We start from the raw sequence: 13,298 nt of genomic DNA on the forward strand, positions 1-13,298 counted from the left end.
CCGCCCGGACTTCGCGTTATTTGTTCGCGGGCTTGACCCACGCGAGATCGATGATGACGCTTTGACCGATCTCGGGTGTCTCGATATCGGACGTGGCGAAATAGGTCGCATCAATGCCAAGCACGGGCAGGAACCAGGCCAGCTCTGTCACCCGGCGATAAACGGCTTCCCAGGCCGCCTTGCGGGCGTCCGGCTCTACGGTGGCAGAGGCCTTGTCGATCAACGCGGTCAGCTCGTCGTCAGTGGTCGCATAGGCGTTGAGCGACCCGGTCGGCGACAGCGTCTGGAACTTGGCAAGATCCGGAATGCCCGAGTTGGTGTTGAACAGCAGGGTCTCGTAGGTGCGATCCTTGTTGGCCTGGCGCAAACCGGCAAAGCCCGTCTTGGGATCGGCAAACAGCGTCACGCCGATCTGGCTGAGCTGCCCGGCATAGGCCTGAAACAGGGCATCGTTGAGGGTGCTGGTCACGTAGGTGGCCTTGACCCTGAGACCGTCGCCATACCCTGCCTCGGCCAGCAGGGCCTTGGCCTTCTCGACATCGAACGGGTACATCTCTTCCAGTGCCGGGTCATAGCCGACAAAGCCCTTTGCCTGGATCTGGTCGGTTCCATAGGCCAGATCGCCGAACATCGCCTTGGCAACGAGGTCGCGATCGATCCCCATGTTGAGCGCCTTGCGCACGCGGATATCGGCCAGCGCGGGATTGACCTCACCGATACGGTCCGTCAGCACCAGGCCCGCCCATTGCAGCGGAGAGGTGACCAGACGCAGACTGTCGCCAACCGCCGCCCTGTTCGAGTGACCGGTGAACGGATCGGAGATCAGCAATTTCAGCTGGTTTGCCTTGAGGGCCTGAACGCCGGAGTTCTGATCCTGGAACACCGAAATCTTGATCCCGTCCCAGTAGATTTTGGACTGGTCGTAATAGGTCTCGCTGGGCGTATAGACATAGGTCTTGCCGCTGATCGAGTTGGCGGAGTCGAGCACGTAGGGTCCGGCGCCGCAGCTTTCGGTCAGGAGCACGTCCGGCGTGTCGATCATGGCCGGGCAAATAATGGCCCCGGCGTTCCAGTTCTGATCGAACAGGCTGACAATCGCCGGGTTGGGTTCGGACAGGGAGATTTTCACCTGATCCGGTGCGAGCACCTCAACCGAAGTCATGGACGCCAGGTTGACGTAAAAGGGGCCCTTCTTGTTGACAAAATACTCGACAGATTTCTTGACGGCCTCTGCATTCACGGGCTCGCCATTGGAAAACTTCGCGTCGGTGCGCAAGGTGAAGGTCACGGACAGGGCGTCGTCGGACACCTGCCACGAAGTGGCCAGGGCCGGCTCGAAGCTGCCATCCGCCTTGGTGCGCACCAGCGGCTCGTAAGTCGGCAGCAGCCAGGTGCCCGCCCGACCGTTGCCCGATAGCGCCGGATCAAGGCTGAACGGCGGGAACGGATTGCCCACGGTGAGTATGTCATCCGCAAAAGCCGGTTGTGCGGCGGATGCGCCGAAAGCCACAGCTGCGGCCATCGCAAGATGGGCAGCCTGTTTCGGGAACTTGAAAATGGCCATGTTTCCTCCTCCTTCGTCAGTTTTTTAGGTATTGAGTTGCGCCTGGCGCATCTCACGCCACCGCTGTCGCTTTTCCCTTTGCCGCGCGGGGTCGGGCACGGGCGCCGCCGCCAGCAGTGTTCGGGTGTAGGCGTGCTGGGGGGCATCCTGGATCTGAGCCCCGTCCCCCTCCTCAACGATCTCGCCTTTGTAGAGGACAATCGTCCGGTGAGAGACGTGCCGCACGACGGTAAGATCGTGGGAAATAAACAAGAAGCTTACCGACAATTCCCGCTGCAAATCATTGAGAAGATTGAGAACCTGCGCCTGCACAGACAGATCGAGCGCGCTGACCGGTTCGTCGCACACCACCAGGCGCGGTTTTGCGATGACGGCCCGCGCCACGGCCACGCGCTGGCGTTGCCCGCCCGAAAACTCGAACGGATACCGGTCTGCGGTGTCGGCCGGCATGCCGACGATATCGAGAAGCTCCTTGATGCGGCGGCGGATGTCGGTGCGCGACGTCACACCGGCCATCATGAGCGGTTCGCTCAGGGTCTGTCCGATGGTCCGCGTGGGATTGAGCGAACTGTATGGATCCTGAAACACCACCTGAATGTCGCGGCCCAAGCCCCGGCGCCGACTGCGGGACGCATTGGTGATGTCTTCTCCGTCGTAGATCACGCTGCCGCTTTCGGCCTTGACCTGCCCCAGGATGACCTTGCCGATGGTCGTCTTGCCGGATCCCGACTCTCCCACAAGCCCGAGGGTTGTGCCGGTCGGGATATCGAAACCGATGTTCTTGAGTGCCTGAAAGGGGCCGAAGTAGACGTTGAGCCCGCGCACCGAAAGCAATGGCGTTTCTGTATTGGCACTCATCTGGAGCCCTCTTTCAGCATGTCCTGAATTGTGGGGAGGCGTTCGCCAATAGGCGCGGCATGCGGGTCCGCCGCCAGAAGCGCGCGGGTATAGGCATGCGACGGTCGGGCAAAGATGTCCTCGACACTGGCCGTTTCCAGCGCCTTGCCGTGATACATCACCATGGCACGGTCGCAGATGTCGGCAACCACACCCCAATCATGGGTGACAAATACGACCGACATCTTGCGCTTCTTCTGCGACTCGCGCAGCAGATCCAGGATCTCTGCCTGCACCGTCACATCCAGTGCGGTTGTCGGTTCGTCGGCAAGCAGGACCTGAGGGGCGGGGATCAGCGCCCGCGCAATTCCCACGCGCTGCGCCATGCCGCCCGAGATCTGATGGGGATATTTCTTCATCACCGTCTCGACGTCGGCGATCTGCACCTCTGCGAGCGCCTCGATGGCTTTGGCCCGCGCCTCGGCCCGGCTCATGGGCGTATGCCGCCGGATGACTTCGACAAGGTGATGGCCGATGGTGAAACACGGGTCGAGCGCGGCCATCGGTTCCTGAAAGATCATCGCGATCTGCTGGCCGCGCAAAGGGCGGAGCGCGCGCGTATTGCTCAGATCGTAGGTCTTGCTGGAAAACCGCATCTGGCCCGAAACGACCTCGACACCCGCAGGCAACAGCCCCAGAACCGCAAGGCTGCTGAGCGTTTTCCCCGAACCGGACTCTCCGGCAATGCCCAGGATTTCCCCGGCTGCCAGGTCGAAATTCAGGTCTTCGACCAGCGCTTTTTCGACCCCATCCTTGCGGGTGACAATCGTCAGGCCGCGCACGCTCAGGGCCGCGCTGTCGTCGAACGCCTGTTGGGAGGTCGTGCCGGCACGGAAGCCCGCGCGCTGCTTTTGGGGCGTGCTCGTATGGGTCCAGCGCGCCGCAAGACTGTCGCGCACGGAATCTCCCAGCAGGCCGAACGCCAGGATAGTGATGGCGACCGTCAGGCCGGATGGCACCAAGAGCCAGGGGAAGTCGTTGATGGCAACCGAGGCTTCCAGGATCATGCCGCCCCAGCTTGGAAAGGGCGGCTGCACACCAAGCCCCAGAAAGCTGATGCCGGTCTGGATCAGAATGCTGATGGCCGCAAAGATCGAAAGCTGCACCGTGATCGGCCCCAGGATGCGGGGAATGATATGGCGCCGGATGATGGCCAGATCGCTGAGTCCGGTGATCCGCGCGGCCTCGATATACAGCTCGTTGCGCACACCAAGCGTCGCGCTGCGAATGATCCGCGCGGTATTGGCTGACCCGATGATGCCGACGGCAATCATGGCGATGGACATGTTTCGTTGGAAGATCGTCAAGATCACCAGCAGGATGATGATGTTGGGAAGCGCCATGATGATTTCGACGTAGACCCCGATGGCCCTGTCGACCCAACGGCCGAAATAGCCGGCCACCACACCCAGGGAGATCCCGAGGAGAGCGGCAACGCTCAGCGCCTGCAGAACCCCCAGTATCGTGCCGGAGCTGCCAACGATGAGACGGCTCAGAATGTCGCGACCGAAAGCGTCGGTGCCCAGCAGATGCGCGGCACTCGGGTATTGCTTGATCGCCAGCAGGTTCTGCTGCATCGGGTCGTAGGGTGCGATCTGATGGGCAAAAACCGCAACGATAACAACGATGCTCAGCCAGAGCACAGAAAACAATCCGAGCGGGCGAAGCAGGATCGAAAGCAACAGATTGGGGCGGCCAGCGACGCGCGGGACAGCAGGTGTATCGATTTGAACAGCGTCGGTCATTCCACCCTCGCCTTTGGGTTGAGCCAGCCATAGCTGAGGTCGACGATCAGGTTCACCGCGATGATCAGCAGCGTGAAATAGACGGTCACGCCCTGCAGCAAGGCGATGTCGCTGTTGAGCGCCGCCTCGACCGCCAGGCTGCCAAGTCCGGGCAGAACGAAGACGCGCTCGACAAAGACGGTGCCGCTGATGGCCGAAACCGTCACAAGCCCGATGACGGTCACCACCGGCAGCGAGGCGTTGCGCAGGGCATGTTTGAAGATGATGGCGCGCTCGGGAATTCCGCAGGCCCGCAGACTGCGGATGAAATCCCGGTTCATGGTATCGCCCATGGAGTCGCGCGTCTGTTTGGCGATGGTGGTGATCGAATGAAGCGCAACGGATATGACGGGCAGAATGAGGCCCAGGAACCACAGACGCGGGTTTTCAGTCAGCGGCGTATACCCCACAGCGGGGAGCCATCGCAGCCAAACCGAAAACACGGACATCAGAACGATCGCCACCCAGAAACTGGGAAAGATCAGCGCCGCGACCGAGACGACATCAACGGCGCGCGCGATGAAACCGCCGCGCAGGGCGCTCACCAGTCCCAGGGAAATGCCAACCGAGACGCACAGGATCAGGGCGCCGATGACCAGGGAAAAGGAAACCCAGAAGCGTTGATTGAGAAGCGAGACAACGCTTTCGCCGGTGAAGAACGATTTTCCAAGATCGCCTTGCGCGGCACTCCCCAACCAATCCCCGTACTGCTCCAGCACAGGGCGATCGAGTCCGAGCTTTACCCGCAATTCCTCATACTGAGCATTGGATCCCTCCCCCTGCAACAGCGTGGCCGCCATGTCGCCCGGCGCCATGTTGTTCAAGACGAAGGTCAGCATGGTCACCACGATCACAAGCGGGACCGATAGCGCTATGCGCTTGAGAATTAAGCGAATCATGCCTGAGGCGTGCCTTCACCCGTTCCGCGTCCAACCATCGAAATCCCCCCTCGAACACACGGTACTTTGCGCTTTCCAGTTTTTATACTGGGTGGTATATAAAAATGAGCGCTACGTTGTCAATCGAGAACTTTCATGGGAATGGAGTCTCACATAGCGACACAGGAATGCGTAAATGCCGGGGCACGGAACTTGGGGCTGAACGATTTTGTCAGATCAAAACCACAGTGAACCGCGTACGCCGGGTCGGCGGCGCTACAAGAAGGACATGACGGCCAAGACGCTGGAGGAGGCGACGCGGGCGGACATCATCGCGGCGGCAACGGCCGAGTTCGTGCGCTCGGGCCTGGACGGTGCAAGCATCAACGTCATCGCCAGCAAGACCAAGACCAGCAAGATGATGCTGTACTATTACTTCGGCAACAAAGCGGGCCTGTATCGCGCCGTCCTTGAGGCAGCATATGAAAAAATGGGGCGTGCCGGCCCCCAGGAAGAGCTTGGCGCACTGCCGCCGCTGGACGCGTTGCAACGCTATGCAGAGCGCCATTTCGAGGCGCATTTCCGCAACTCGGATTTCGTGCGGCTTGTGATGGCCGAAAATCTCAACGACGCCAGGACGATCAGCGGGTCGGACATCATTCGCTCCCGAACCGCCAACAATCTGACGGTGCTCGAAGACATTCTGGCCCGCGGGAAAAAAACGGGCGAGATCCGCCAAGACTGCGATGCGACCGAGCTATATCTCGTCATTTCGGGCCTCGCTTTCCAGGCGGTTTCCAACATGGCGACGCTGCGCATCTCGATGGGCCTCGACCTCGACAAGCCCGAAGCACGGGAATTCCGCCGTCAGCTCGGGGCAAAGGTCGCGCTGCGTTTTGCAAAAGCTGATCCCTGACTGCGGGCAGACCGGTGTCCTGCCTTCGATCCGGGTGTCTTGAACCGCGTGCAGCGAATTGGACCTGCCCCGACAATGCGGCGGGCACCTGTTCGTCGCTGGGTGGCGACCCGCCGGTGCTGTAGTAAGGAGTGGCAGGGCGAAGGCCGATGCCGTGCGGAGCGATGCGAAGACACCATGAATCAGAAGCAATTGAACGCCTTTCGAATGGTCATGCGCCACGGCACCATCACAGCGGCATCGCGGGCGATGAATGTCTCGCAACCGGCGGTGAGCCGGATGCTGGCCGATCTTGAGGCGAGCATCGGCTTTCCGCTTCTGCATCGCCCCGGCGGCAAGGCCGTGCCCACCCGCGAGGCCTATGAGTTCTTTCAGGAAGTGGAACGCATGTTCTACGGGCTCGACCGGCTGGGGCAGGTCGCCGAGGATATCCGCGCGCTCAACCGGGCTTTCTGCAGGGTCGCCTCGATGCCGATGGTGTCCTTCGAGCTTCTGCCACAAACGCTCAAGCGGATCGTCACGGAGCATCCGGGCATCGACATCAGCCACGATGTCCATACTTCGCCGCGGATCCTCGATCTCCTGGCGTCCAGACAGATCGACCTCGGCATCGCGCAGACCGATCCGGGGCGCAAGGACGTCGAAGTGCTCGCAGCCTACCGCACGAACTGCGTATGCGTGATGTCGCCAAAGCACCGTCTGGCGAGCCGCAGGGAAATTCGCCCCGGGGACCTCGACGGAGAACCGATGGTCGCGCTGAACTTTCGCACGCTGACCTATACCTACCTCATGCGCTGTTTTGCCGAGGCGGGAGTCGCCCCGAAAATCGTCACCGAGACCCAGCCCAGCTACTCGGCCTGCGCCCTGGCTGCCCTCGATGTAGGCATTGCGGTGGTGGACCCGATCACCCCGGGCATTTTCGGCGACAGGGTCAGGGTCGTGCCGTTCAGCCCCTCGGTGCCCTTCGACTACCAGGTGCTCAAGCCCACCGGGACGCCAATGTCCCGCGCAGCAACGGAATTCTTCAATCTCTTTCAGGAAACCATCGCCAGCCAACCGCATTTTGGCGAACAGGTTCATAACAAGACCGCATGACCCCAACATTTTATTGTATTTGAAATTATCATCTCACCACGGAAGGGTCCGGACAAATCACACCGAACCGACCTAACAACAGGGAAACGACCATGACCATCTCTCGACGCGCCCTCCTCACGCTCGGCACCGGGCTGGCCGCCTTGGCCCTCGGAGGCGCTGCCGCCGCCGCATCCGAGGTCACTCTGCGCATCCACACGCTGGTCAAGTCGCCGCACCCCTATAACGACATGGCCGAGGCCATGAAGGCCGAGATCGAAGAGGCGTCGGGGGGCCGCGTCGAGGTCAAGATCTTCGACAGCGGCCAGCTGGGGCAGGACCCGGCAGTGATCGGCGAGATGGCCTTTGGCACCATCGACATCATGATCTCCACCACCTCGAATGCGGTGCAGCAGATCCCCGAATTCGGGATCTTCACCATGCCCTACCTCTTTGGCAGCATGGACGAGGCGCTTGAGAAGGTCGGCCCCGGCACCCCGGTGCACGCCCATTTCGAGCAGGTCTACCAGGACCGCGGCGTCGGGATGAAGCTGCTGGCGCTCGGCGGTTCGGGCACCCGCAACATGTCCACCAAAAACGTGTCGATCACCGCGCCGGCCGACCTCGCCGGGCTGAAGATGCGCACGCCGCCGTCGCCGATGGATGCCAAGACCTGGGCCGCCTTCGGCATGCTGCCGGTGACCGTCGCTTGGGGAGAGCTCTATGCCGCGATCCAGACCGGCGTTGCCGAAGCGATGGAAAGCTCGCTGCCGGGCTACACCGGTTCGAAACTCTACGAAGTCGCGCCGAACCTCGCGCTGACCGAGCACACCATCCAGGTGAACCACACGTCGATTTCGGAAGTCACCTGGAACAAGCTGCCCGAGGACCTGCAGCAGATCGTGCAGGCGGCCGCGGAGTCGGCCAACGTGCTGGGTGTCGAAAAGGCCAAGGGCTATGACGCCGCGCTGGTCGAGACGCTGCAGTCCGAGCATGGCGTCACCGTCACCCGCCCGGACAAGACCGCCTTCATGGAAGTGCTCGCGCCGCTGCAGGTCGAGCTTGCCGAAGAGCTCGATCTTTCCGACGAATACACGCTGCTCAAGCAGTAACCCGCCCCTGGGCTGCCTGTCCGGTCACCGGCAGGCAGCCAGTTTGAAAGACCTCCCATGTTGCAACGTCTGTGCGACGGGCTCGCGGCGGTGATCCGCCTCTGTTCCTGGATCGCCTTCGCGGCCATGATCGTCACCGTCGGCCTGCAGGTCATCGCCCGCAACCTGCTGGACGCGGCGATGATCTGGACCAGCGATCTTGCCCTGCTCCTCTTCACCTGGCTGATCTTCGTCGGCGCCGCGCTCGGCCTTCGGACCGGCGCGCATTACTTCGTCGACGTGCTGCCGACCCACCGGCCCGCGGTGCGCCTGCCGGTCGAGATCATCACGCTGGTCGCCGGGTTCATCGTCGCGTGGATCCTCAGCGTGCACGGCTGGACGCTTGCCAGCATGCGGGCCACCGGCGAGGTGCAGTCGCTCGGCATCTCGCGGTTCTGGATCTACCTGCCGCTGCCGGTCTCTGGCGGTCTGATGGCGGTCTTTCTCGTGGAACACCTGATCGCGCTGATCCGCGATCCGCTCGGGAAGGCCCGGACATGAATCCCCTCGTCACACTTCTTCTCGCCTTCTTCGCGCTGATCGCGGTGCGGGTGAACATCGGCTTCGCGCTGATCCTCTCCTCGGCGCTGGTCATCACGATGGAGGGGCTGCCGCTGATCTCGGTGGTCAATCAGATGTTCGCCGGCATCGACAGCTTTACCCTGCTCGCCGTGCCGTTCTTCATGCTGCTCGGGCGGCTGCTGAACGCGGGCAGCATCACCACGCGGCTGCTCGAGGTCGCGGATGCCACCGTCGGTCACGTGCGCGGCGGGCTTGGCCACGTCAACGTCTTCGTGTCGATGGTCTTTGCCAGCCTGTCCGGCTCGGCCGCCGCCGACACCGCCTCGGTCGGCTCGATCCTGATCCCGGCGATGAAGCAGGCGGGCTATCCCGCGCCCTTCGCCGCGGCGCTCACCGCGGCCTCCTCGACGCTCGGGGTGATCATCCCGCCGTCGATCATCCTCATCGTCTACGGCGCCTTCGGCAATGTCTCGATCGGGGCGCTCTTTGTCGGCGGCGTGGTGCCCGGGGTGCTCGTGGGCCTGTTCATGATGGGCTATACCTACGTGCTTGCGGTGCGCTACGGCTATCCGGCGAACCCCTTCCCCGGCATGTCGGCCATGGGCCGGATCCTGGTGCGCGGCGCGCCGCCGCTGATGATCCCGGTCATCGTGCTGGGCGGCATCGTCGGCGGCATCTTCACCCCCACCGAGGGCGCCATCGCGGCGGTTCTCTGGGCGCTGTTCCTGTCGGTGGTGGTCTATCGCGACGTGCCGCTGCGGGCCCTGCCCAAGGTGCTGGCCGATGCGGTGGTGGATTTCGCCATCCCGATGTTCACCGTGGCGGGGGCAGGCATCTTCGGCTGGCTGATCGCCTATCTCGGCGCGGCACAGATCGTCGTGGATTTCATCCTCGGGGTGACGGACACCCCCTTCCTGATCTTCCTGATGCTGGTCGGCTTCCTGCTGCTGGTCGGCATGGTGCTCAACCCGATCTCGGCGACGCTGATCTTTCTGCCGATCATCCAGGCGCTCGGAGATACCGCCGGAATCAACCCGATCCACATGGGCGTGCTGTCGACCATCGTGCTGTCGGTCGGGCTGGTCACACCACCCTACGGCATCTGCCTGCTGATCGCCTCGCAGATCGCCGGGGCCTCGCTCGGGCGCTGCATGCTCGCCGCGGCGCCAATCTGCCTGCTGACGATCTTCGTCGCGATCCTGTCGTACTTCGTCCCCGACATCGTGCTTGGCCTGCCCAAGCTTCTCGTTCCTGAACTGTTCAAAGGAGGTTGAACACCATGACCCACATCAAACCCACCGGCTCCTTCGTCGCGCTTGTCACGCCGATGAACAACGACGGCTCGATCGATCTCGAAGGTTTCCGCACACTGCTCAACTGGCATGCCGAGAACGGCACCGAGGCTGTGCTGATCATGGGCTCGACCGGCGAAGTCTCGATGCTTTCGCCCGAGGAGCGCAAGATGATCATCGCCGAGACGGCGAAGATGAAGCCCGGCAAGATGCTGATGTACTACGGCGTCACCGGCAACAACACGGCGACCACCATCGACTACACGCGCTTCGCCAAGGACAGCGGCGCGGATGGCGTGATCATGGCCGCCCCGGCCTATATCTGCGCTGACAACGATGCGATCACCGACTACGCCATGGAGGTGCTCGACAGCACCGACATCGGCATGGGCTTTTACAACAACCCGCCGCGGGTCAAGACGGACCTGCACTGGGACAATCTGCTGAAGCTGGCCAAGCACGACAACATGGTGGTGCTGAAGGAAAGCACCACCCGCGTCGGCCAGGTGGCGCAGGTCTGCGCGGCCAAGCCCGACATGTCGATCATGTGCTGCTGCTCGCCCAACCTGGGGCTGGTGATCCCGACCATGGCGCTTGGCGGTCACGGCACGGCCAACATGACCGGCAACATCATCCCGCAGGAAATGGCGGTGATCTCCAAGCCCTGGCAGACCGGCGAGGACGCCTTTGCCTGCCGCGAAGCCTGGCTCGACAACCTGCCGATGCTGCATTTCGCCTATTCGACCATCAACCCGGTCTCGGTGAAGACCCTGATGCGGGCCGTCGGCCTGCCGTCCGGCCCCCTGCGGGCGCCGCTGCAGCCCGCCAAGCCCGAGATTCTGCAAAAGGGCCTCGACATCTTCGCCAAACTCGGCCTGGCCGAGAAATACGGCCTGTCGGCGCCGAAACTGGCGGCGGAGTAAACCGATGGCCGAGGAGCTGGTGGCGACCGATGCGGCGCAGGACGCCGCGCTGGATCACGCGCCGGTCAGCCTCGGCCACTGGGGCGCCTTTCGCGCCGAGGTGAAGCAGGGGCGGCTTGTCCGGGCCGTCCCGCTGGGCGGCGCCGATCCCGCGATGATCGGCGCCTGGCCCGAGCTTGTGCATTCGCCCGAGCGGATCGACCGGCCCCACGTCCGGCGCGGCTGGCTCGATGGCGGGCCCGCGCCCTCGGACATGCGCGGGCGGGACGAGATGGTGCCCGTCGACTGGGACGTGGCGCTCGACCTCGCGGCGGACGAGATCGCACGGATGCACCGCGCGCACGGCCCGACCGCCATTCTCGGCGGCTCCTACGGCTGGTCCTCGGCGGGGCGGCTGCACCATGCCCGCAGCCAGCTGCGCCGGTTCCTTGCCGCCGCGGGCGGTTTCACCGACCAGGTGGGCAACTATTCCTGGGGCGCGGCGGCTGTGATCCTGCCGCATGTGCTGGGCTCCGCCGCGGCGGTCTCGCATGCCTCGACCAGCTGGCAGAGCATTGCCGGGCATTCCGACGCGGTGATCGCCTTTGGCGGGCTCAACCCCAAGAACTGGCGCGTCACCTCGGGCGGCGCGGTGGACCATCCGCTGCCGGATCTGGTGGCCCGCGCGCAGGCGCGCGGCTGCCATTTCACCGTGCTCTCGCCCCTGGCGCAGGACGTGCCGGAGGGGCTTGAGGCGACGCTGATCCAGCCCCGCCCCGGCTCGGACACCGCCATCATGCTGGCCCTTGCGCACGAGGCCTGGGTGTCCGGCCGCGCCGACCGCGACTTCCTCGCACGCTACACGACCGGGCATGAGCAGCTGGTGGCCTATCTCACAGGCGCGGCCGATGGCACCGCCAAGACGCTCGACTGGGCCGCCGCGCTGGCCGACATTCCGGTCGGGACGCTGCGCGCCCTCTGGCAGAGGATCCGCGAAGGCCGCGTGATGCTCACCGCCTCGTGGTCGCTGCAACGGGCCGAGCACGGCGAGCAGAGCTATTGGGCGCTGATCGCGCTTGCGGCGATGCTGGGGCAGATCGGCCTGCCCGGCGGCGGCTTCAGCTTCGGATATGGTTCGATGGGATCGGTCGGGGCCAATGCAAGGCGCGGCTATGTGCCCACCTTTCCCGGCCTGCCCAATGCCGGCATGGCGATCCCCGCCGCCGCCTTTGCCGACGCCCTGCTGCATCCCGGCGCGCCGCTGCCCTTCGACGGGCGCGAGATCACCCTGCCGGATCTGCGGATGATCTACTGGGCCGGAGGCAACCCGTTCCATCACGCGCAGGACCTCGGCAAGGTGCAGGCCGCATGGGCCCGGGCCGAGACGGTGATCGTGCACGAACCCTGGTGGACCGCCACCGCGCGCCGCGCCGACATCGTCTTTCCCGCCACCACCTCGGCCGAGCGCGCCGACATCGGCGGCACCTCGCGCGATCCGCACGTGGTCTACATGGCACCGCTCGTGCCGCCGCAGGGGCAGGCCCGCAACGACCGCGACATCTTTGCCGCGCTCGCCGGGCGGCTCGGCTGCCGCGCGGCCTATGACGAGGGACTGGACGAAGAGGGCTGGCTGCGCCGCATGTGGCAGGCCAGCGAGGCGCAGGGCGCGGCCGAGGGCATCGCGGTGCCAAGCTTCGAGGCGCTGCGGCAGCAGGGCATCTGGCGCGTTCCCGCACCGGACGGCCCCGAGGTGATGCTGGCCGGGTTCCGTGCCGCGCCCGAGGCGCAGCCGCTGCCGACCCCTTCGGGCCGGATCGAGCTTTTCTCGGAACGTGTCGCGGGCTTCGGCTATGCCGACCAGCCCGGCCACGCGATCTTTCACGCGCCGGCCGAATGGCTCGGCACGGCGGCCAAGGGCCAATTCCACCTGGTCACCCACCAGCCCGAACGGCAGCTGCACGGGCAGCTCTGGCAGACCTCGGCCGGCATGTCCGGCGCGCCTGCGCCGGTGCGGATCAACCCGGCGGATGCGGCGGATCATGGAATTTCCAGGGGCCAGGTGGTGCGGCTTGAAAACGCCCGCGGGGCCTGCCGGGCCACTGCCCTGCCCGACCCCGGCCTGCGCCGTGGCGTGCTGGTGATGCCCACCGGTGCCTGGTTCCAGCCGGACCCCGCCGGCGGAGCGGAGCGCAACGGCAATCCCAACGTGCTGACCTCTGACCGCCGGACCTCGCGCCTTGCGCAGGCGACCGCCGCGCTCTCCGCCCTCGTGCGCCTCGCGCCCGAGCCCGATCAAACGCACTGAACCACACTCACGA

At 64.3% G+C, this 13,298-nt stretch carries 11 protein-coding genes; 7 read left to right on the forward strand and 4 right to left on the reverse strand.

The window, feature by feature from the left end; genetic code table 11:
• Positions 1–16: 16 nt before the first annotated feature.
• The 4 genes from GLS40_RS13980 to GLS40_RS13995 form a co-directional block, all read right to left on the reverse strand.
• Positions 17–1,564: an ABC transporter substrate-binding protein gene (locus GLS40_RS13980; protein WP_160383351.1), complete on the reverse strand. Its 1,548-nt coding sequence runs from the start codon at positions 1,562–1,564 to the stop codon at positions 17–19.
• 24 nt (positions 1,565–1,588) lie between these two features.
• Entirely contained in the window at positions 1,589–2,422 is an 834-nt protein-coding gene (locus GLS40_RS13985; protein WP_160383352.1) for an ATP-binding cassette domain-containing protein, read from the reverse strand.
• Positions 2,419–4,104 carry a dipeptide/oligopeptide/nickel ABC transporter permease/ATP-binding protein gene (locus GLS40_RS13990; protein WP_160383353.1) on the reverse strand — a complete coding sequence of 562 codons (1,686 nt, stop codon included), beginning with the start codon at positions 4,102–4,104 and terminating at the stop codon, positions 2,419–2,421. Before GLS40_RS13990 ends, GLS40_RS13985 begins: the two co-directional genes overlap by 4 nt.
• Positions 4,105–4,202: 98 nt before the next feature.
• The gene (locus tag GLS40_RS13995) at positions 4,203–5,144 is read right to left on the reverse strand and encodes an ABC transporter permease (RefSeq protein WP_160383354.1); all 942 of its coding nucleotides are present in this window, start codon (positions 5,142–5,144) and stop codon (positions 4,203–4,205) included.
• Between the two features lie 268 nt (positions 5,145–5,412).
• Between GLS40_RS13995 and GLS40_RS14000 the strand changes: the two genes are divergently transcribed.
• The 7 genes from GLS40_RS14000 to GLS40_RS14030 all read left to right on the forward strand — a co-directional run bounded on the left by GLS40_RS14000 (position 5,413) and on the right by GLS40_RS14030 (position 13,285).
• Positions 5,413–6,039, forward strand: coding sequence for a TetR/AcrR family transcriptional regulator (locus tag GLS40_RS14000; protein WP_160383355.1), 627 nt, complete (start codon positions 5,413–5,415; stop codon positions 6,037–6,039).
• 177 nt (positions 6,040–6,216) lie between these two features.
• Entirely contained in the window at positions 6,217–7,134 is a 918-nt protein-coding gene (locus GLS40_RS14005) for a LysR substrate-binding domain-containing protein (RefSeq protein ID WP_160383356.1), read from the forward strand.
• Positions 7,135–7,226: 92 nt separating this feature from the next.
• Positions 7,227–8,225 carry a TRAP transporter substrate-binding protein gene (locus GLS40_RS14010; RefSeq protein WP_160383357.1) on the forward strand — a complete coding sequence of 333 codons (999 nt, stop codon included), beginning with the start codon at positions 7,227–7,229 and terminating at the stop codon, positions 8,223–8,225.
• A gap of 57 nt (positions 8,226–8,282) precedes the next feature.
• Positions 8,283–8,765: a TRAP transporter small permease gene (locus GLS40_RS14015; RefSeq protein ID WP_160383358.1), complete on the forward strand. Its 483-nt coding sequence runs from the start codon at positions 8,283–8,285 to the stop codon at positions 8,763–8,765.
• On the forward strand, positions 8,762–10,060 hold the full coding sequence (locus tag GLS40_RS14020; RefSeq protein ID WP_160383359.1) for a TRAP transporter large permease: 1,299 nt from the start codon (positions 8,762–8,764) through the stop codon (positions 10,058–10,060). The genes GLS40_RS14015 and GLS40_RS14020 overlap by 4 nt, the downstream gene beginning before the upstream one ends.
• A gap of 5 nt (positions 10,061–10,065) precedes the next feature.
• On the forward strand, positions 10,066–11,001 hold the full coding sequence (locus GLS40_RS14025) for a dihydrodipicolinate synthase family protein (protein WP_160383360.1): 936 nt from the start codon (positions 10,066–10,068) through the stop codon (positions 10,999–11,001).
• A gap of 4 nt (positions 11,002–11,005) precedes the next feature.
• On the forward strand, positions 11,006–13,285 hold the full coding sequence (locus GLS40_RS14030) for a molybdopterin-dependent oxidoreductase (RefSeq protein ID WP_160383361.1): 2,280 nt from the start codon (positions 11,006–11,008) through the stop codon (positions 13,283–13,285).
• Positions 13,286–13,298: the final 13 nt, after the last annotated feature.

This window comes from Pseudooceanicola pacificus (assembly GCF_009789075.1).
GTDB classification, from domain to species: Bacteria; Pseudomonadota; Alphaproteobacteria; order Rhodobacterales; family Rhodobacteraceae; genus Pseudooceanicola; species Pseudooceanicola pacificus.